This window comes from Paenibacillus sp. 01T431 (assembly GCF_056398625.1).
In genome coordinates this window covers 24,783-44,832 of record NZ_JBFTPT010000031.1, presented here as the reverse complement: position 1 = coordinate 44,832, position 20,050 = coordinate 24,783, and the positions used below count along the sequence as shown (strand labels likewise).

The following is a 20,050-nucleotide window of genomic DNA, read 5'->3' as shown; positions in this document are numbered from 1 at the left end:
ACTGAAAGAGGCTGTTTTCAACCTAACTATGACAGTTAAATGAAAACCAATCGAATTGGATGGTAGTAATTCATCCGATTTGGATGGTTCGTTTTTTCGCTTTTTATTTTATGATAAACGTTAATTCACATATCAATGAACTGCACGTATTAGGAATCAAAAAAATACTGCTAACATATAGGGGGAAATCATATGCAAGTACCTATCGGCGTATGGATCGTATCTTTTATAATCGTAGCTATTCTTTCATGGATTACATTCTGGATCACGAACAAAGCGTATTCAAGACGTTGGGAAGATCATGATGACAGCAACCTAAATAATTAAAAAAATGATTGTGAGCTACAACAACAAATAGCACAGGAAGTGGAAATCAGTAACGACAAAAGCTTTGTTGTTACTGGTTTTTTTGTGTTCATCTGAATAATTCTGCGTAATTTCTTAAGATAAAAAATAAAAGGTCAATATTCAATTATTATTTGCATTTTGCAAATAATTGCGTTATAAATAGATCAAGAGGTGAAACAAGTGGAGAACATAAGAGAGATGTTTCAAATAATGACTCGCCGGTTTGGGCTTCTGGATAAAAATTGTTGCACAGCGGGCGGAGTGGATATCTCATTAATTCAAAGCCATATTATTTATGAGATCGATCGAAAACATAATCCATCGATTCAGCAGGTGGCGGATTCACTATCCATAGACATCACGACGTTTAGCCGCCAAGTTCAAAGTCTTGTGAAGTTAGGATTGGTGAAGAAAACACAACTTCCTGAAGACCGGAGAATCAATATTTTAACGTTAACGACGGAAGGCAAGTACATTTCAACAGTCATTGATGGCCAAATGAATGACTATTTAAAAGAGGTCTTTTCGCATATGTCTGAATTTGAACAAGACATGGTCATAAACTCGATAAAATTGCTTAACGAAAGCATGGCAAAATCGAAAGTATGTTGTACAACACTGGGATAATTATTTATCCCTTTAAAAATCACTAATACTTGCAATTTGCAAATAATATTGAGGAGGAAATAATATGATGAAAAGTATTCCTATTAACCAAATTAGCTGCTGTGAGGTACATGACAACGAAAAAAGCAATTTGCCAATTGCAATTATAGGAGCTGGACCGGTAGGTCTTGCGGCAGCTGCACATTTAAGTTTAAAAGGAGAGTCATTTTTACTTTTAGAAGCTGGTTGCGATATCGGAGCAAATATTAAAAAATGGGAGCATGTAAGACTCTTTTCCCCATGGGAATATAACATCGATAAAGCAGCTAAACAATTGTTGCTTTTGACCGACTGGATCACACCACAAAATACGGATATTCCAACAGGGAAAGAACTCGTAGAACAATATTTAAAGCCTCTGTCAGATCTCTCTGAAATAAGTCCGTCTATTCATTTGAATACGAAGGTGACTGCCATTAGCCGTAAGGGTTTAAGTAAAGTTAAAACCAAAGGTCGTGATGATCTGCCTTTTGCCATTCACGCCACCCAAAATGGCAGCCAACATCTTTTTGAAGCAAGAGCGGTTATTGATGCCACGGGAACATGGTCAAATCCAAACCCGCTTCGTTCGGATGGTGTGTTCTTAATACAAGAAAAAGCGCTTAGCAATCAAATATATTATGGCATCCCAGATTTGCTCGGAAAGGATAAAAATCGTTACCGCGGAAAAAAAGTCCTTGTCGTTGGAAGCGGTCATTCCGCCATTAATACACTTTTGGAACTTGGGGAGCTTCAAAAGCAAACAAACGAGACTGAGATTGTATGGGCAATACGAAAACATAATCTTGAGGATGTTTATGGCGGACGTGAGTTAGATGGATTACCAGCTAGGGGAGAACTCGGAAATCGAATTCAAAAATTAGTTGAATCGGGAATTTTGAAAGTGATGACCTCGTTTTATATTGAAGAATTAAAACAGAGTAACGGGAAAATTCATGTTATCGGTACGATTGGATCAGAGAAAGCTTATATTGACGGTGTTGACGAGATCGTATGCAACACGGGCTCACGTCCTGATTTATCATTTGTCCGTGAGGTAAGAGTGATGACGGACCCGAGTCTTGAAAGTGCATATGAGTTAGCGCCACTAATCGATCCAAACGTTCATAGCTGCGGTACAGTTAGACCTCATGGTGAACTCGAATTACGTCAACCTGAGAAAGATTTTTACATTGTCGGTGCCAAAAGCTATGGAAGAGCACCGACCTTCTTAATGACAACCGGCTATGAGCAAGTTAGATCGATTGTAGCCGCTTTAGTGGGGGATATGGAGTCTGCTCGTAAAGTAGAGCTGGAATTGCCGGAGACAGGTGTTTGTAGCATTGGTGTCGGCGGCGGAGACAGTTGCTGTGGACCAGATCAAAAGTAGAAATAATATACGATGTTCCAGCAAGTAATTTGCCTAGTATTCTAGGAATACCGAAATGTTCCGTCTACTTTCGTAGCCAGTATGAGCAACGTTCTACTTCAAACAACCTAAAACAAAGGGCATTTATTCAATCTAATGCCCTTTGTTTTGTTTATTTAGGAAGAAGGGGCGACTTTGAATGGTTATAAACACTCGAAATTTTCACATCTCATCATATTCGCCATTGATTATATAAGTAGTTAGTTATATAATTATGAAATGAAAAGAAGCCAACGGGAGAAAACAGAGGGAGGTACTACATATGGAGCAAACGATACAGGAAATGGCCGAGGCTTATAAATTATTAGCCGATAAAACGCGGTTAACCATCGTAGCACTGCTCAAAGAAAAGGAACTATGTGTATGTGATATCACTGACATTATCGGGATGTCTCAGCCAAATGCCAGCCAGCATCTACGAAAACTAAAATCAGCCGGACTTCTAAATGAAAAGAAAAAAGGGCAGTGGGTATATTACTCCCTTAATCCGGATGCGGAAGCCTATGTACAGTGCGTGTATCCGTACCTGCCTTCCATGAAAGAAAAAATAGCAGGCTTAAAAAATAACAGCTGTGATACACAGGGGGAAGTATGACACTCATTGCCATTTTAATCTTTTTGCTTACGCTCACGTTTGTAATCTGGCAACCAAAAGGACTAAGTATTGGTTGGTCGGCAGCTGCCGGAGCTATTCTGGCTCTTCTGTTTGGCGTCGTAAGCTTTGCTGATGTTAGTACGGTTACGGGTATTGTTTGGAATGCTACGCTTGCCTTTGTAGCTATTATCGTAATATCGCTTCTTTTAGATGAAATCGGCTTTTTCGAATGGGCGGCGCTTCACATGGCGCGGCTCGCACAAGGCAATGGAAAACTTATGTTTGTTTATGTTGTTCTTCTTGGTGCAGCAGTATCGGCATTCTTTGCCAATGACGGCGCCGCGCTTATTTTAACACCTATTGTGCTTGCGATGGTGCGTGCACTCAAATTTGATCAGAAAATGATTTTGCCATTCATTATGGCCAGCGGTTTTATCGCAGACACAACTTCGCTCCCTTTTGTAATCAGTAACCTCGTTAATATCGTTTCCGTTGATTTTTTTGGAATCGGCTTTATCGAGTATGCTAGCCGGATGATTATTCCGAACTTTTTTTCGCTGTTGGCGAGCCTTCTGGTCTTGTTTTTGTTCTTCCGTAAAAGCATCCCAGGTCACTACGATTTAAAACAGCTCAAGAAGCCGTCTGAAGCTATAAAAGATAAGAAGATGTTCCGAATTTCGTGGGTAATCTTAGCCATGTTACTTCTCGCATACCTTTTAATTCAATACATTCATGTTCCAATTTCCGTCATAGCAGGCGTCGCTGCAATCTTGTTTATTTTAGCTGCTCGACGCAGCCCGGCTATTCAAACTTGGAAGCTGGTCAAGGGCGCTCCTTGGGCAGTTGTCATCTTCTCCATTGGCATGTACGTGGTTGTTTATGGACTTCGTAATGTGGGACTTACAGATGAACTAGGAAAAGTCATTCAAGCCATCGCCGACAAGGGACTATTCATCTCCACTATCGGTATGGGATTCCTTGCTGCGATATTGTCTTCGGTCATGAACAATATGCCAACCGTGATGATCGATGCATTAGCCATAAAAGGAACAGCAACGCAAGGCGTCATTCGTGAATCTTTGGTGTATGCCAACGTTATCGGCAGTAATTTGGGACCTAAAATGACACCCATCGGATCGCTCGCGACACTATTGTGGCTGCACGTATTATCACGTAAGGGTGTAAAAATCACATGGGGAAATTATTTTAAAACGGGTATCATTCTCACGATCCCAACGCTCTTTATCACATTAACAGGGTTGTATATGTGGCTGCATTTCATCCATTCAACAAGCATTAATGTATGGGTGTTGATTGCCGTAATTACCGCCATTTTGGTTCTAATCGGCATATGGATAAATGCTTGGATAAGCTCGAAAATGGGCAAAACGAGATTTCAAGAAGAGATCGTAAAAGTTAACTCGAGAATATAGGAGGCCGATAATAATGAACAACAAACCACTCGTTTATTTTTTGTGTACTGGGAACTCTTGCAGAAGCCAAATCGCCGACGGATTTTTGAAGGCAATGGGCAGCGGCAAATATGAAGTGAAGAGTGCTGGTCTAGAAGCTCATGGCTTAAATCCCCGTGCGGTTCAAACCATGAAAGAAGCAGGCATCGATATCTCCAATCATACTTCGGATGTCATAGATCCTGAAATTTTAAAACAAGCAGATTACATCATCACGCTTTGCGGTCATGCTAACGATAACTGTCCGGTTGTAAGTAACGACAAAGCGCAAAGATGGCATTGGGGCTTCGACGACCCCGCAAAAGCGACAGGTACAGAAGAAGAAATCAATACTGCATTCGCAGAGATCCGAGATTCGATAAAAAATCGTATTGAGTTGTTTGTGAAGGAAGGGATGTAACAAACAGTAATAATTATGTTCTTTCGAATATATTCGAGGATTTAGGAACTGTTTTTGTACCATTTATAACTATATTACAAAAGAAGCAAGCCCTCAGGGCTTGCTTCTTTATCATTTAAAATTGCTAATTATTTGGTCTTGCTGAATTTCGTCATCTCTAATGATACCTACTCCTGCGTATAAAATATAAATAATGCCGCCAACGAAGCACGCACATAAAGTTAAGAAGGAAATCATATGTTGTCATCCTTTCTAATCGTGATTACATCAATCGTACAGTGACCCTCAAACCTTGTGACCCTCCAATCCAATCTGATATCTCCCATCCAATAAAATTCAACTGACGGTAGTTATTGATAGCTTGACAAAAAATGAAGCTCCTCTTACTATAATATTATCTCGATTATCAAGATACTTATAACTATAATTATATTTATTCAAGACAATCAGTCGTCGAGATAAAAAAGGGAGTGGCAATTACATTGTCAATTGAACAAAGTGGAGGGAACGAGAAACAATGGAAATGGCAAAAGGAAATAAAGTAGGTGTAATCATTGCAGCACTTCTGCTGGCTACACTGATGGCATCGATGGATAACACCATATTAGCAACTGCGATGGGGACAATCGTAGGGGACCTTGGCGGGTTTGACAAATTAATGTGGGTGACTTCTGCTTATATGATCGCAGAGATGGCTGGTATGCCGATATTTGGTAAGTTATCTGATATGTATGGTCGCAAGCGTTTCTTTGTTTTCGGAATTATCGTATTCATGATCGGCTCAGCTTTATGCGGTACAGCGGAATCTATTGTACAGCTAAGTATTTATCGCGCGATACAGGGTATTGGCGGCGGAGCACTTGTACCCATTGCATTCACAATTATGTTTGATGTGGTCGCACCTGAAAAACGTGGGAAGATAGGCGGATTGTTTGGTGCTGCGTATGGTATTTCCAGCATATTCGGACCTCTAATTGGCGCTTATATTGCAGATTATGTTCATTGGTCCTGGATTTTCTACATCAATTTACCAATAGGAATCATTGCATTTGTAATGATTGCTTATTTTTACAAAGAGTCTGTTGAGCATTCTAAACAAAAAATCGACTACATGGGCGCAATAACGCTCGTAACTTCAATTCTTTGTCTCATGTTCGCGCTGGAGCTAGGAGGTAAAAAATACGATTGGGACTCCTTCACGATCATAGGTTTGTTTTTAGCTTTTGCCGTATTATTGGTCACTTTTATATTTATTGAACGCCACGCAGAAGAACCGATCATCACCTTCAGCATGTTCAAAAATCGGCTTTATTCCACGAGCAATTTAATGGCTATTTTTAGCGGTGCAGCATTTATAACAGCTTCCGTTTACATCCCAATCTACGTTCAAGGGGTACTTGGAGGCTCAGCTACAAACTCGGGGCTCGTGTTGCTTCCTATGATGGTCGGATCTGTTGTCACCGCTGCTGGCGGCGGTATTCTGCTCTCCAAGTTTAGTTATCGCTCCATCATGATTTCGACGTTGTTTCTGCTAGTGGGCGGCATGGCTCTACTGACTACTTTAACACCCGATTCATCCCGATTTACGGTTACAATCTTTATGATTTTAGTTGGTCTTGGCATCGGCTCATCGTTTTCTGTTCTAAGCAATTCTGCCATACATGGATTTACTGCTAGGCAGCGAGGCTCTGCAAGCTCTACACTTAGCTTCACTCGGGAACTGGGAATGACGCTTGGAATTACGGTATTTGGTATTATTCAAAGTCACTTATTTGCAAATAAGCTTTCTTCATCGATCGGCAGCGGCGGTCAAACGTCGGAGTTCATTGATCTAAGTGATCCAAGTAAAATTTTGACACCTGAGACAAGGGAGAGCATTCCTTCTCAGATTCTTGATAAAATAACTGAAGCACTGTCCTCGTCACTCGTTCATACTTTTGCTTGGGCCATCATTCCATCCGTCATTGCTCTTTCAGCTGCCTTTGCTATGAGCAAGGAGAAGTTTGATCCAGCTTCCGAGCTAGAAGAATATTCAGCATCTCATTAAAAAATAAACCTCGCTATTCGTAGCGAGGTTTTTCTTATGTACATTAAACTTTGGCAAATAAATCTCTAATGACGCTTGCGTCAAGCTCATTCGTTATTTTATAAGAATTAGCAGCATTTTTTGAAGCATTATAATCAAATACATTTAGAAAATGATGATCGTAAAGTGTAAGGCCGAATTGTCTATTCTCATTCGTTTTTATCGTTATCCAATACGATTCTTTATAATTGTTCGTTGAAAAATGCTCTTTTATAAGCTTTGTGTTAGAAAATACATTCATGATGCGTTCAATTAGAGCGGAATCTGTAACGATTATTTTTTCCTCTAATGGATCATCTGTTGATTTCAAAATCTCAATTGAGCTTATTTGAGTTACGTTCAATTGATCCGATATGGCTTTTTTAAACGTCGTTTGTTTTGAAAAAGTCGTAAATACTACAATACCAGCGATTACAATCAAAAATAATGCGGGAACAATCATATTACGTTTTATCATATTTGTCTCCTTTATATTTAAATCTCTAGGAAAAATGTCGATTTACAATTTTTATCCATAACAAGTATAACATGACCAATGATCTACTGAAGTACATAATAATATTTCACAACTTGACATATTAGCGACTTCATAGGTATTATAGACACAATAAGTCTGCAATTGAGGTGAGAACATGAAATTTTCCAAAGCAACCAATTATGCACTTCACACCATGCTCATGCTTGTAGAAGCTTCTAATTTGAAGCCCATAGGCGTCAAGCAGCTGGCGGAATCCCAAAACGTTTCACCTACTTATCTTTCCAAAATTTTAACGAGACTCGTCAAAGCAGGGATGATTGAATCCGTTTCTGGGGCAAACGGAGGTTACCGGCTATCACGCAAAAAGGACGACATTACGTTTTTGGATATTATCCACGCTATTGAAGGAACAACATCATTATTTGAATGTGATTTTGTTCATGGTGAAGAATGCTTGATTCAAGCTGCAATGAAAGAAGCGGAAGAGAAGATGGAACAACATCTGAAACAAACGAAATTAGCTGACATTGCAAAAAAACAAACTAAGATTGAAAGTTAAGAACATTTTTTCTGAAAAAGGAGAAGTACAATTAACATCGTATAAAATCCTTTTTTTGAATTAATTATAGATATAACGAATCTTCAATGTCGGACTTAAACTTGATAATAAGCATTTTTTTCACTTTATTATAGATATAAAGTGTCTTTAATATTCCATTAGTAGGAGATGAGCTGCATGAATTATGATTGTGCCATTATTGGCGGAGGACCAGCAGGGTTAAATGCCGCACTTATGCTTGGCAGGGCAAGGAGAAGTGTTGCTTTGATCGACAACAATCGTCCAAGAAATGCTGTTACTCATTCATCGCATGGCTTTATAACAAGGGATGGCGTTACACCAGCTGAGTTTCGCCGCATTGCTTATGAAGAGGTGCTGAGTTATCCAACAGTCGCTCATAGGCTAGCTGAGGTGATTTCTGTCAGTAAAATTGCAGCCGGATTTGAGCTTATTGATTCATCTGGACTTCGCATTCATACACGTAAATTGATTTTGGCAACAGGAGTAAAAGAAATTTTTCCTGAGATCGAAGGCTTTTACCCGCTTTATGGAAAAAGCTTGTTTAATTGCCCATATTGCGACGGCTGGGAGCTGCGCGATCAGCCCCTTGTCGTTGTTTCGGAATATCCGACTGTTTTTCATACAGCGAAGCTGCTTCTCAATTGGAGCAAGGATTTAGTTGTCTGTACAAACGGGAATGAAAACCTGTCGAACGAACAAAAAAAACAGCTCCAACGAAAGGGGATCGTAATCATGGAGCAGCCAATTGCAGCATTCGTCGGACAAAATGGGAAGCTTGAGCATATTCGTTTCTCAGATGGAACTACCATCGAAAGAGCTGGTGGTTTCGTTACTCCTAAGTTTATTTCAAGCACGAGGTTCGGAGAACAATTGGGCTGTGATAAAACGGAGTTGGGAGGAATTCAAACGGATGGAAAGGGGAAAACCTCAATACCCGGTCTTTATATCGCTGGTGATGCTTCCTATTTTATGCCATCCCAATTGGTTTTTGCTGCGGCAGACGGCAGTCGAATAGCGATGAGCGTAAATTTGGAGTTGGCAGAGGAAGACTTCATTTAACGAAACTTAAATGAAGTCACAATACGGAAAGAGGGAGCGCTATTTGCAAATAAAAAATCATTTGATTGGGTCTTCAAAATTTCGGGCAGCTTTATGTGTCATCTTGCTTCTTACAGAGCAAGGCGGAACGTTGACTAGCTCAGAAATGGCGCAACAGCTGAATGTCCATGCGGCTTATTTACGAAAAATCATGTCCACATTGCTGAAAGCTGGGATGGTTGAAGCTAAGGAAGGACAAGACGGCGGATATAAACTAAAACATCCTGAATCAGATATAACACTGGCTGATGTTTACGATGCAGTAAGAGAGGTAAAGAAAAGCCAAACCATTACATTCTGTCATTGGACAACATCTATAAATGAAAACTTAGCGAAATTGATGCTAGAAGTTGATGAATGTACCATTTCATACTTAAAGGAAATTAAAGCAACTGACATGATAAGCAGCTTAAGCAATTCGAATTAGACAAAACTAACATCCAACGGGAGAGGAAGACATAACCATGACAATTATACATGCAACGGATACAACACTAAAAAATGAAATTCAAAAGAAGGGGCTAACCATAGTTAATTTCTGGGCACCTTGGTGTGGGCCATGTCTTATGTTTGCGCCCATTCTTGAAACATTTCGTTCGGCAGGAAGCCATAATGTAAAAATTGTGAAAGTAAATGTGGATGTTAGTGAAGCGATGGCTTCACAATTCGGAATTATGAGTATACCTACTACCATCCTCTTTAAAGATGGAATACCTGTTGACAAAAGGAGCGGAGTCCTATCAGTAGAAGGCTTGGAAAAATTTATTTCTGGTCATAATAAATAATAACCCGCATTATAGGCTTGATCGTTCATGATAGAGGAAAAAGATGTGTAGTACACACGTATCAAAAGGTTAATATCATCGCAATGGAGGATTCAGATGACTACAAAAATTAAAATGACTCATACGTTTAATGCTCCTCGTGACCTTGTGTTTAAGGCTTTTTCAGAATCAGAACATTTACTGAATTGGTGGGGACCAAAAGGATGGGCTTTTGATATTAAAAAATTCGATCTCCGCCCAGGTGGTTTATTTCATTACAAACAGACCGCACCAGACGGAACCGAGATGTGGGTCAAGTTTATCTATCATGAAGTTAATTCACCTGAGAAAATTGTATATACCAATTCCTTTTCTGATGAGGAAGGTAACACCGTGCGTGCACCCTTTGACGCTAATTGGCCTCTTGAATTTTCAGTCACTTTTATTTTCAGTGAAGATGGAGACAAAACCATTCTTACTATGGAAGGGGAAGCAGTATCTCCAACTGAAGAGGAAGCCAAAACGTTAGAGGCATCACAAGATATGGTTCACGAAGGATATGAAGTGACGTTTAATCAACTGGCAGATTACTTATTAATGGTATAAACCAACTAGTTAAAGTGATACAGAAAAACTCTTAACGACAAAGGTTAGTTTGATCTCACATTGTTGATGATCAACCTAACCTTTGTTGTTTTTTTGTTAGAAGGGCTCAAATGGAACGGGGGCGAGCCTTTTTGCGTAATGTATCTCAGTACTTTGCACTTCATGTCCAACTTGATATTCTCGCTACATATTTTTACCAAAAAATTGTTGAACCACCAACAATCGTGTAAAATATAACTTATTTGCTCGACGCATATCGTTCCAAATTCCTCGGAGGAAGTGAGTAAACATAATATTTTAGTCTTATGTACTTCAGGAAACTAGACTAAGGCTTCAAATCAGTTATTTTGTTACAGTTCCCAGTCATTTTATTTTAACTATAAGTCGAGGTTATGCGTCGTATGAATAATAAGTATACAGCTCAAGCAGATACTTGGTACCAGCTTGCAGAGCAAAAGGCAGCCCAATATTTTGAAACATTGAACGAACAAGTGAAGAATAAAACTTATGTAACCACACTAACCGAAGATATTCAATTGTGGAAAAAGAACCATATCCAACATTATTCATTGTTATCCTTTTTTTCGAGAGGAAAGAAAAAACCGGATTCTCGGGATTATCATAGATATATATGGTGGCTGAATTATTCAGGAAAACTGGATGATTATTTGGATCGAAGCGTTTCCTATATTTATATGAGGGATTTAGGAAAAGCTTTGGATGCTCCAGAGACACAAATGAGAATTCAACGAGTGATTGCTGACGTCAAAAGCCACTTTATTCAACCCTCAACAACAAACGGGGGAGAGCAGCCTGATTTTATGACCTTGGCGGGGCTGTATCGGTGGGCTCAGAAGGAAGGCATAGAAAACGGCATAATTTGGGTAATAAATAAACTAAAATCCGTATCCTCTAATATCCCAAAGGAAATGAGTTCCGAGCACGCGGTGCGCAAGCTGATCAAAATCATAATTGGCGTAATGTTGCATGTAATTGAAGAAATGGATGACCAAGTATTGCCTGCTGAACGTGCCAGGAGACTAGACGAAGCCATCAGACTTGGTTACTCCTATGGGCTAACCTATCCTTTTATTGACGATCTGCTTGATTCGGGTGTCCTAAAGGCAGAGGAGAAAGAACAATATTCCAATATGATCCGTACTTCGCTTCTAAGCGGATCTGTTCCACAATTAGGTGAATGGTCCGGCAATAACTTTAAATTTGTCCAATACGTACACGCGGAGCTTAGTGACGCTTTTGAGTATATTAAAAAATATCAGCGACCTGAAACACAACAAACCTTTTTCGAGCAATCCTACGTGTTTTTTCATTCTCAGGATTTGGACCGTGTCAAGGACCTATGGAATGTAAATTACACTAACAAAGAGCTTTACCTGCCTATCATTTTAAAATCCTCATCTTCAAGGCTCATCGTTCGTTCCGTCATTAGTGCTCCTTTGGATGAAGGCTTTGATAATCGAACATTTTATTATGGGATTTATAACCAGCTGGCAGATGATTTAGCAGATATGTTTGATGATATGAAAGACGGGGCGGTAACACCCTATACCTATTATTTGAAATACCATGAGCAGCGCTCAGATCTAATCAATCCCTTTGAGTTATACTGGTCCGTCATCTCTTATTTAATTCACAACATATACTACTCCGATGCCAAAACCAGAGAAGTGATTCTTGATCGTGCCTTCAATGGTCTAAAAAGGTTGAAAGAACGTATAGGTACTGAGAAATATAACGAAATTATGGCGGTGTTTGCTTCAGGAGATCCAGATTTCAATCGCCTTATCCAACATGTGGTTCAAAAAGCGGATGATGTGGATTTCTTCGATAAACTGCTCCGGGATCAGATGGTAACGGTTTTAAAAAGCAATCGCAGTGAAAAGGAACAATTCCTTTCAACTGTCAAAGCTGCTCGCGAGCAAATCAACAATCTATTGCCGATTCACAAAAGTAATGAAATACCTCCAATGCAAGAACTGCTTATTGATGCTGCAAACTACAGTCTTGAAGGAGATGGCAAACGATTACGGCCAATATTGGCTTGGGTCATGGGTATTAATGAGTATGGACTGCATGCTTCGGCGATCGTGCCGCTTCTAAAATCATTAGAGTATATGCATACCGCGTCTTTAATCTTCGATGATCTCCCAACGCAGGATAATGCCTCTTCTCGCAGAGGGCGACCTACGCTGCACCAGGTGCATAATAGTGCCACCGCGGAATTAACCGGCCTATTTCTTACTCAGAAGGCGATTGAAGAGCAATCATCCCTTGAACAGTTTGATCCTAAAACCGTGCTTGCTTTAATGCAATATTCGTCCCAAAGAGCTGGAGATATGTGCATGGGGCAGGCGATGGATTTGCATTCCAAAGGAAAAGCATTAACATTGGAGCAGCTAAATATGATGTGCTTTTACAAAACCGGAATTGCATTTGAAGCTTCACTTGTAATGCCTGCTATTCTCGCTCAGGTAAAGTCGTCAGAAATTGCGGTTTTGAAAAAATACGCCTATCATGCGGGCATAGCCTTTCAAATTAAAGATGATTTGCTTGATTCGGAAGGAGATTTACATTTACTCGGTAAACCTATTGGCCAGGATGTGGAGAACAACAACTCGACTTTTGTAACCATCCTTGGTCTAGATGGAGCTAGAAAAGAGATGTGGGAACACTTCTGCCTTGCAATGGAAGCATTGAAAGAGATGCCACGTAATCCAGCTTTTCTGAAGCAACTGCTGAATTATATTATAAGCAGGGATTATTAAATTACATTCGTACGTCTTGAGGAAGATTCGAGAGATAATGTTAGATATTGCAATAATTTGAATAAGCAAACAGCAGTCCATCGGTGACATATGGTCACTGTTGGACTGCTTTTACTTTTTAATGGTGTTTGAAGCAGTCAGCAAAAGTTGATGAGAATGAAGGGGAGAAGTAAAGTGAGCGAGGTTAATATGACTAATTACCAATTCATAAGTGACTATAAAGACATTTCAACCTACAAAGAAAGCTTTAATGAATTGGCTAAAATGGTATTTGGACTTGATTTCGAAAAATGGTATGAAAAAGGGGGCTGGAACGAAAATTATATATGTTATTCCTTTCTCGATAAAGGTAAAGTCATTGCCAATGCCTCAGCAAGCAAAATGACGGTTATATGTAACAGTGAAGAGTACAAAGCCATTCAAATCGGTACCGTTATGACGCATCCCGACTATCGAAATCAAGGATTATCAGGCAAACTGATGAACCATATTATCGAGAAATATGAACAAGAATATGACTTTATCTACTTGTTCGCTAATGATTCGGTTCTAGACTATTATCCTAGATTTGGGTTTAGAAAAACGCAAGAAAGTAGTTTTACGCTAAACATTTCAGGTTTAGAATTAAAACCAGAAGCAATCCGTTCCTACCGCAAGCTACATACGAATAACGCCAATGATTATCGGTTGATGGAGCAGTTTGCTAAGGAAAGAATATCTGTATCCCCTATAATGGGTGTGAAAAACAATGAACATCTATTGCTGTTTTATTTTATCTTAGCATTCAATGATGCGATTTATTATGTCGAGGAAGTTGATGCCATTGTTATTTTTAAGCACGAGGATAAACAACTTCATCTTTATGATATCATCAGCGTTCAAAAAGTTGATTATGATGTTATTTTGAACAGCCTTGTTACTGCCGATACGGAGATTATTCATTTTTACTTTACACCCGATTACGATAATGAAAACATTCATGTCGAGTTATTAGCAGAGAGTGAGGACACATTATTTGTTCGTCCTTCATTTGAAGATAGAGCAGAACATATTTTGTTTCCATTAACTTCTCATTCATAATGAAACACTTTTTTCAAACATTATCAGTACAAGGTAAATATCATGCTCTACATCCTGCAGGAACAGCATAGGCCATCGTCTTCCATGTCAATCGTACAGGTCGTTTTGTCTTCTTGAGAATACAATATGGTGTATTCCAAAACAGGAAGGAGATAATTCTGTGAACCGTAACGATTATAATAACATGAGTAATAACATGAACATGGGTAGTAATATGGGTAGTAACATGGGTATGGTAGAAGGTGCGAATTCGGCTAACTTTTGTCCGGATTGTCCAACGCAAACGATTTATGATCCTCCAATTACGCAATATGAGGACATCTACCATCCGCAGCTTGTAAATGTTATTCAAAATATTGAAACGGTGAAGAAGCATCATTGTTGTCCTGTCTATCAGCATTATTACACGCAATCTGAGAAAAATGTCATGGTTTCAGGCTTAAAACGCAGAAAACGTGCTAAAATATCTTCCAAAAAACGTTCCAAAAAATAGTCCTTAAATATAAAAAAAGACCCGTAAGAGCCAACGCTTCGCAAATGAAGCGGCCGCCTTACGGGTCTTTCGCTTGTTTTCAAGATTACTTTAACTGATACAAGAGATGATTTCTTCTTAAATACATATACGATACTTACAGAAAACAGCAGACAGGCAAAACAAACAGAAAATTACCTTAACTGTTGTCAAAAAGGCTCCAGCCTCAATAAGATATGAATATATATTGTTAAATTTCTAAAGGAATTTAATGGGGAAGCTGAACAACTTTGTGAAATATATCTACTCCTTCATATAAACGTTGCAGATTATTCACAATTTGTATACTTGAAAATCTCAGAAGCAGAGAAGTAGCAACGTTTAGATTGAAACTAATAGAAGTTTAGTTTAACATCAAATACAGTGAACCATACCGCAAGTATCGGAAAAAATGTAATGATGCTAGTAACACATGGCGGCAAACAAAAGCTTCAATCGATGCATTAAGCTTTGTTATTGCCTTTGCTTTGTGTGTTCCTAGAGCCTTGTAAACGGACTTTTCACTTTTCACCAGCTTTCAAATAGCTTATAATTATCTGATAATCGCAGATCATTTAATCTATAATCAATTACAAAACAATATGATATGGTTTTAATTGAAACAGAAAAGGTGTGTGACTGGGTCGAGCATTGGCTTAGTGTAACGCCTATACAGAAGCGCCTACATGCTTTATGCAAATTTTAGGATATAAGGATGGTAAAAATGAGCAACGGAGAAAATAAAACAGACGTCATCTTGATTGGTGCCGGAATCATGAGTGCGACTTTAGGGACACTTCTGAAAGAATTGGTACCGGAATGGAAAATTACCGTGTTTGAGAAGCTCGAGAGTGCTGGAGAAGAAAGCTCTAACGAGTGGAATAATGCAGGAACAGGGCATGCAGCACTGTGCGAGCTTAACTACACTGTAAATAAGCCAGACGGATCTGTAGATATTAGCAAAGCGATTCAAATTAATGAACAGTTCCAGCTTTCCATGCAGTTTTGGTCTTACCTTGTAAATAGTAAGCTAATCCGTAATCCGCAAGACTTTATTATGCCATTACCTCATATGAGTATGGTCCAAGGAGAACAAAATGTAACGTTTCTAAAGAAACGTTTTGAAGCCATGTCTACTAATCCGTTGTTTAAAGGGATGGAATTTTCCGATAACCCTGCAAAATTAATGGAATGGATCCCACTTATTATAAAAGATCGTAAATCAAATGAAGCTATAGCAGCAACCAAAATTGACTCTGGTACGGATGTCAACTTTGGTGCTTTAACGCGCATTCTGTTTGACCACTTAAAACTTAAAAACGTTGATCTCAAATACAAACATAGCGTTGATAACATTAAACGTGCTAGCGACGGCTCGTGGGAATTGAAAGTACGTAATGGCAGCGGCAACGTCGAACGGCATACTGCAAAATTTGTCTTTATCGGAGGCGGAGGCGGAAGCTTGCATTTATTGCAAAAATCCGGTATTCCTGAAGGTAGACATATTGGCGGATTCCCAGTAAGCGGAATATTTATGGTTTGTAATAATCCGAATGTTGTGGCACAGCATCATGCAAAAGTTTACGGCAAAGCCAAAGTTGGAGCTCCTCCAATGTCGGTTCCACATTTGGATACAAGATTTATCGACAATAAAAAATCTTTGCTGTTTGGTCCTTTTGCCGGATTCTCACCTAAGTTTTTGAAAACCGGTTCAATGTTTGATTTGGTCACTTCCGTAAAACCGGATAATCTCATCACAATGTTATCCGCAGGTGCAAAAAATATGTCATTGACAAAATACCTGATTGAGCAAGTTATGTTATCCAAAGAAAAGCGCATGGATGAGTTGCGCGAGTTTATCCCTAACGCCAAAACGGAAGACTGGGATTTAGTAGCAGCTGGTCAGCGTGTGCAAGTTATCAAAGATACTGAAGCTGGCGGCAGAGGAACACTTCAATTTGGTACGGAAGTTATAACGGCTGCTGATGGTTCGATTGCAGCATTGCTAGGCGCTTCGCCAGGTGCTTCTACTGCTGTTCACGTTATGCTTGAAGTATTTAAAAAATGTTTCCCTCAACACATCAAAGAGTGGGAACCAAAAATTAAAGAAATGATTCCTTCTTATGGCGTTTCATTAATGGAAAATCCAGAGCTTCTGCACGAAATTCATACTTCTACAGCTGACTCACTAGGCCTGAGTGAAAAAGAGCTGGCTTTTAGTTAGTTTTTCTGATTTAAAAACAAATGAATGTAGTGAAATATGACGTAATTGAAAGCATGCCGTGAATTATTTAATTTCATTAAAATAAATATTGAACCTTTGATCTAATTATAGATTGAAGGTTCTTTTTTTATTGAATTTAAAGGTGCTGCAGTTAATATTGCTTGCATGTTACCGTTTTTGGTGAGAGGACATACTAATAAAAACCTTTTTGCTCCCTTTTAAAGCAATTGTCCCAATTTTTTTTTACAGCGTGAAAAATAACGGGCTGCTCGATTGTATTACTAGTGAAAGGGGGACATCAAGTGAACGATTCATATGAGCTCAATGAATCCGTCCGCAAAGCCGTGGTCAACTATTCCGACAGCCTGGTCAAGATAGCTTTCGCTTATCTCAAAAATATTGCTGACGCGGAGGAAGTAGCGCAAGAAGTATTTCTAGCCTATCTCCAAAAATCCCCCGTCTTTGATAGTGATGAACATGAGAAAGCCTGGTTAATCCGTACAACGATCAATAAATGTAAAAACTTGCTCAAGACGGGGTGGTTTAAGAGTCGAAACCCCATACCGGAAAACCTGTCTAACCTGCCGAAGGATGAATACATGGTCATGCAGGCTGTATTATCATTGGATAAAAAATATCGGGTCCCGATCCATTTGCATTATTACGAAGGTTATTCCTTGGAAGAAATAGCGGATATACTTCATGCCAAACCTGCGACGGTAGGTACTTGGCTCGCTCGAGGGCGTAAACAGCTTAAAGAAGTTATAGGCGGTGATTTGTGAGAATGAAAAAATCAAGTTATAAATCGGCCATGTCCAAAGTGAAAATAAGTGAAGACTTTCAAGAACGTATACTTGAACGCTTAAGCCTGGAGAAGCACAAACAAATCGACAACAATAATAACAACATACGAAATGGAGAGGTTCCTATGAAAACAGTTCATTCTAAAGTAAAGAAAAACAAAGTGATGATCTGGGCAACCAGCATTGCGGCTTGTGCGGTATTGACTCTGAGCATTTATGCAGTAAACCAAGACGCAGGCAGTACTTCTCCTGGTGCGGTCACGAAAAATCCAAGCGGCACCATTGAGAATAATGGTCCTGGACCGGCGACCTCAGCAAAACACAGGGTAAACATTGATGGTGTGATTGATGAGGTAAGTACCGACGGCCAAAGCTTTCGAATTGGCGAATTGTGGGTGACAGTTACGGAAAAAACGACTTACGGCATAACAGGCCCAACAGCTCCTGATATTTCAGAGCAGCTGGTAAGCAAGGAATTTAAAGTGGGCAACACGGTATCTGGCTTCACCTCGGAAGACGTCACGAGCGGAAAGGTAACAGCCGACGTCATTTTCAATAATTTTTGATTTAGCAGCTGTTAGCATACTAACCGCATCCTCCTATGGATGCGGTTTTTTGCTAGCATTATATAAAATAGACGATCATAAATCAAAAAAAGACAGATCAAAAAAACTAAGTTTTTTACAGTAGGAACTAAATTCTTACAGGTAAACGATTAAGAAACGTTTTGTTAAGATAATTATTGTAATCGCTTTCAAGTTAATATATGGAGGGAAGTGAGGCTCGAGCAGCCTATTTCAGGCTGTACAGCATCATGTGAGACTAAATGCAATTAAAAAAGAGGAGGAATACAGATGAAATAATTGTAACCTCTGATGACGGGACATGGGACGCTTACCTATACTATTTAGATATTCTGTCAAACCCCGAATCTAGTAGAGAGAGTTAAGCGGTACGGAGTGGCGCGAACAAGCATACTCGTATTTTAATACGAGGAGGTACTACCATGTTCAATGCAAAACTAATAAAAGGGGCAGCGGCCCTAGCACTCTTCAGTTCGTTGTTCTCCACCCCTATAATGCCTATTGCCAGTGCAGCCGATGCCAACTGCCCGAATGGATATGTAGGTCTGACATACGACGATGGCCCAAATGCCAGTAACACTACATCACTGCTCAATGCTCTGAAGCAGGCCGGTTTGCGTGCAACGATGTTCAACCTTGGGCAAAACGCACAAAATAACCCGTCACTCGTGCGGGACCAAGTGAATGCGGGCATGTGGGTTGGAAACCACTCTTATACACATCCTCACATGACCACATTGAGCAGCTCGCAGATGTCAACTGAGATTACGCGGACACAACAAGCGATCCAGTCAGCTACCGGAGCTGCACCAAAATTGTTCCGCCCGCCGTACGGCGAAACTAACGCAACTTTGAAGTCAATCGAGAGTCAAAATGGTCTAACCGAGGTGCTTTGGAACGTTGACTCACAGGACTGGAATGGCGCTACCACTGCACAGATCGTAGCCGCTGCGGGCAGACTGCAGAACGGCGATGTCATCCTGATGCATGATCAATACCAGACTACGCTCCAAGCGATTCCCCAGATTGCTCAGAACCTTAAGAGCCGGGGACTTTGCCCTGGTATGATTTCAACAAGCACCGGCCGGGCGGTTGCGCCTGACGGTGGCGGTACAACTACTCCTCCAAGCACAAGTACAAAAAAGGAAGCCGAAAGCATGACCAAAGCTGGTCAGTACACCGGGAATATCAGCTCGCCGTTCTCTGGTGTTGCTTTATACGCCAACAATGATTTGGTCAAATACACACAGAATTTCACGAGCGGAACTCATAGTTTCTCACTCCGTGGTGCTTCAAATAACTCCAATATGGCCAGAGTTGACTTGAAAATAGGTGGGGTGACGAAGGGGACCTTCTACTTCGGAGGCAGTAGTCCCGCAGTCTATACCATAAGCAATGTCAGCCATGGAACCGGTAATCAAGAAATTGAGCTCGTTTGCACCTCCGATAACGGGACATGGGATGTTTACATTGATTATTTGGAAATTCAGTAAATAACTCGAACCAGTAAAGGATACGATTTAGTTATTGATTTAAATTCAAATCGTATGTGCCACTAAAT

Annotated in this window: 20 protein-coding genes; 19 read left to right on the top strand and 1 reads right to left on the bottom strand. The window is 39.9% G+C overall.

Annotated features, from left to right (window positions below):
* Nucleotides 1–192: 192 nt before the first annotated feature.
* The 7 genes from AC1DM9_RS32685 to AC1DM9_RS32655 all read left to right on the top strand — a co-directional run bounded on the left by AC1DM9_RS32685 (nucleotide 193) and on the right by AC1DM9_RS32655 (nucleotide 6,936).
* On the top strand, nucleotides 193–327 hold the full coding sequence (locus AC1DM9_RS32685; RefSeq protein ID WP_256710766.1) for a hypothetical protein: 135 nt from the start codon (nucleotides 193–195) through the stop codon (nucleotides 325–327).
* 201 nt (nucleotides 328–528) lie between these two features.
* Nucleotides 529–975: a MarR family winged helix-turn-helix transcriptional regulator gene (locus tag AC1DM9_RS32680; RefSeq protein WP_477584166.1), complete on the top strand. Its 447-nt coding sequence runs from the start codon at nucleotides 529–531 to the stop codon at nucleotides 973–975.
* 67 nt (nucleotides 976–1,042) lie between these two features.
* A complete protein-coding gene (locus AC1DM9_RS32675; RefSeq protein WP_477584184.1) occupies nucleotides 1,043–2,383 on the top strand; it encodes an NAD(P)-binding domain-containing protein in 1,341 nt (446 codons plus the stop codon).
* Nucleotides 2,384–2,684: 301 nt separating this feature from the next.
* Nucleotides 2,685–3,017 (top strand): ArsR/SmtB family transcription factor, encoded by a 333-nt coding sequence (locus AC1DM9_RS32670; protein ID WP_477511169.1) that lies wholly within the window; start codon nucleotides 2,685–2,687, stop codon nucleotides 3,015–3,017.
* Complete coding sequence (locus AC1DM9_RS32665) at nucleotides 3,014–4,450, top strand: arsenic transporter (RefSeq protein WP_477584164.1); 1,437 nt, start codon at nucleotides 3,014–3,016, stop codon at nucleotides 4,448–4,450. Before AC1DM9_RS32670 ends, AC1DM9_RS32665 begins: the two co-directional genes overlap by 4 nt.
* Before the next feature lie 13 nt (nucleotides 4,451–4,463).
* On the top strand, nucleotides 4,464–4,889 hold the full coding sequence (gene arsC, locus AC1DM9_RS32660) for an arsenate reductase (thioredoxin) (protein WP_477584162.1): 426 nt from the start codon (nucleotides 4,464–4,466) through the stop codon (nucleotides 4,887–4,889).
* A 523-nt stretch (nucleotides 4,890–5,412) separates the two neighbouring features.
* Nucleotides 5,413–6,936: an MDR family MFS transporter gene (locus AC1DM9_RS32655; protein WP_477584182.1), complete on the top strand. Its 1,524-nt coding sequence runs from the start codon at nucleotides 5,413–5,415 to the stop codon at nucleotides 6,934–6,936.
* 43 nt (nucleotides 6,937–6,979) lie between these two features.
* On the opposite strand, the gene AC1DM9_RS32650 is transcribed toward AC1DM9_RS32655, so the two are convergent.
* Nucleotides 6,980–7,432 (bottom strand): hypothetical protein, encoded by a 453-nt coding sequence (locus tag AC1DM9_RS32650; RefSeq protein ID WP_477584160.1) that lies wholly within the window; start codon nucleotides 7,430–7,432, stop codon nucleotides 6,980–6,982.
* Between the two features lie 175 nt (nucleotides 7,433–7,607).
* Between AC1DM9_RS32650 and AC1DM9_RS32645 the strand changes: the two genes are divergently transcribed.
* The 12 genes from AC1DM9_RS32645 (at nucleotide 7,608) to AC1DM9_RS32590 (ending at nucleotide 19,982) form a co-directional block, all read left to right on the top strand.
* Nucleotides 7,608–8,012 carry an Rrf2 family transcriptional regulator gene (locus AC1DM9_RS32645; RefSeq protein WP_441883207.1) on the top strand — a complete coding sequence of 135 codons (405 nt, stop codon included), beginning with the start codon at nucleotides 7,608–7,610 and terminating at the stop codon, nucleotides 8,010–8,012.
* 177 nt (nucleotides 8,013–8,189) lie between these two features.
* On the top strand, nucleotides 8,190–9,092 hold the full coding sequence (locus AC1DM9_RS32640) for an NAD(P)/FAD-dependent oxidoreductase (RefSeq protein WP_477584158.1): 903 nt from the start codon (nucleotides 8,190–8,192) through the stop codon (nucleotides 9,090–9,092).
* 43 nt (nucleotides 9,093–9,135) lie between these two features.
* The gene (locus tag AC1DM9_RS32635; RefSeq protein ID WP_477584156.1) at nucleotides 9,136–9,558 is read left to right on the top strand and encodes an RrF2 family transcriptional regulator; all 423 of its coding nucleotides are present in this window, start codon (nucleotides 9,136–9,138) and stop codon (nucleotides 9,556–9,558) included.
* 37 nt (nucleotides 9,559–9,595) lie between these two features.
* A complete protein-coding gene (trxA, locus tag AC1DM9_RS32630; protein ID WP_477584154.1) occupies nucleotides 9,596–9,916 on the top strand; it encodes a thioredoxin in 321 nt (106 codons plus the stop codon).
* A gap of 96 nt (nucleotides 9,917–10,012) precedes the next feature.
* Nucleotides 10,013–10,501: an SRPBCC family protein gene (locus AC1DM9_RS32625; RefSeq protein ID WP_477584152.1), complete on the top strand. Its 489-nt coding sequence runs from the start codon at nucleotides 10,013–10,015 to the stop codon at nucleotides 10,499–10,501.
* A 392-nt stretch (nucleotides 10,502–10,893) separates the two neighbouring features.
* Nucleotides 10,894–13,287: a polyprenyl synthetase family protein gene (locus tag AC1DM9_RS32620; RefSeq protein ID WP_477584150.1), complete on the top strand. Its 2,394-nt coding sequence runs from the start codon at nucleotides 10,894–10,896 to the stop codon at nucleotides 13,285–13,287.
* A gap of 174 nt (nucleotides 13,288–13,461) precedes the next feature.
* Nucleotides 13,462–14,367, top strand: a complete 906-nt coding sequence (locus AC1DM9_RS32615) for a GNAT family N-acetyltransferase (protein WP_441883195.1) — start codon at nucleotides 13,462–13,464, stop codon at nucleotides 14,365–14,367.
* 160 nt (nucleotides 14,368–14,527) lie between these two features.
* Complete coding sequence (locus AC1DM9_RS32610) at nucleotides 14,528–14,860, top strand: hypothetical protein (protein WP_083681545.1); 333 nt, start codon at nucleotides 14,528–14,530, stop codon at nucleotides 14,858–14,860.
* Nucleotides 14,861–15,602: 742 nt separating this feature from the next.
* The gene (locus AC1DM9_RS32605) at nucleotides 15,603–17,102 is read left to right on the top strand and encodes a malate:quinone oxidoreductase (RefSeq protein ID WP_477584148.1); all 1,500 of its coding nucleotides are present in this window, start codon (nucleotides 15,603–15,605) and stop codon (nucleotides 17,100–17,102) included.
* A gap of 302 nt (nucleotides 17,103–17,404) precedes the next feature.
* Nucleotides 17,405–17,884 (top strand): RNA polymerase sigma factor, encoded by a 480-nt coding sequence (locus tag AC1DM9_RS32600; RefSeq protein ID WP_477584146.1) that lies wholly within the window; start codon nucleotides 17,405–17,407, stop codon nucleotides 17,882–17,884.
* A 2-nt stretch (nucleotides 17,885–17,886) separates the two neighbouring features.
* The gene (locus AC1DM9_RS32595; RefSeq protein WP_477584144.1) at nucleotides 17,887–18,471 is read left to right on the top strand and encodes a hypothetical protein; all 585 of its coding nucleotides are present in this window, start codon (nucleotides 17,887–17,889) and stop codon (nucleotides 18,469–18,471) included.
* Nucleotides 18,472–18,911: 440 nt separating this feature from the next.
* Complete coding sequence (locus tag AC1DM9_RS32590; protein WP_477584142.1) at nucleotides 18,912–19,982, top strand: polysaccharide deacetylase family protein; 1,071 nt, start codon at nucleotides 18,912–18,914, stop codon at nucleotides 19,980–19,982.
* The last annotated feature ends 68 nt before the right edge of the window (nucleotides 19,983–20,050 follow it).

Coding starts and splice junctions, on each gene's coding strand:
- AC1DM9_RS32665 (WP_477584164.1), top strand. CDS start 3,014: ATGACACTCATTGCCATTTTAATCTTTTTGCTTACGCTCACGTTTGTA.
- AC1DM9_RS32620 (WP_477584150.1), top strand. CDS start 10,894: ATGCGTCGTATGAATAATAAGTATACAGCTCAAGCAGATACTTGGTAC.
- arsC (WP_477584162.1), top strand. CDS start 4,464: ATGAACAACAAACCACTCGTTTATTTTTTGTGTACTGGGAACTCTTGC.
- trxA (WP_477584154.1), top strand. CDS start 9,596: ATGACAATTATACATGCAACGGATACAACACTAAAAAATGAAATTCAA.
- AC1DM9_RS32645 (WP_441883207.1), top strand. CDS start 7,608: ATGAAATTTTCCAAAGCAACCAATTATGCACTTCACACCATGCTCATG.
- AC1DM9_RS32655 (WP_477584182.1), top strand. CDS start 5,413: ATGGCAAAAGGAAATAAAGTAGGTGTAATCATTGCAGCACTTCTGCTG.
- AC1DM9_RS32590 (WP_477584142.1), top strand. CDS start 18,912: ATGTTCAATGCAAAACTAATAAAAGGGGCAGCGGCCCTAGCACTCTTC.
- AC1DM9_RS32625 (WP_477584152.1), top strand. CDS start 10,013: ATGACTACAAAAATTAAAATGACTCATACGTTTAATGCTCCTCGTGAC.
- AC1DM9_RS32640 (WP_477584158.1), top strand. CDS start 8,190: ATGAATTATGATTGTGCCATTATTGGCGGAGGACCAGCAGGGTTAAAT.
- AC1DM9_RS32595 (WP_477584144.1), top strand. CDS start 17,887: ATGAAAAAATCAAGTTATAAATCGGCCATGTCCAAAGTGAAAATAAGT.
- AC1DM9_RS32670 (WP_477511169.1), top strand. CDS start 2,685: ATGGAGCAAACGATACAGGAAATGGCCGAGGCTTATAAATTATTAGCC.
- AC1DM9_RS32675 (WP_477584184.1), top strand. CDS start 1,043: ATGAAAAGTATTCCTATTAACCAAATTAGCTGCTGTGAGGTACATGAC.
- AC1DM9_RS32605 (WP_477584148.1), top strand. CDS start 15,603: ATGAGCAACGGAGAAAATAAAACAGACGTCATCTTGATTGGTGCCGGA.
- AC1DM9_RS32650 (WP_477584160.1), bottom strand. CDS start 7,432: ATGATAAAACGTAATATGATTGTTCCCGCATTATTTTTGATTGTAATC.
- AC1DM9_RS32685 (WP_256710766.1), top strand. CDS start 193: ATGCAAGTACCTATCGGCGTATGGATCGTATCTTTTATAATCGTAGCT.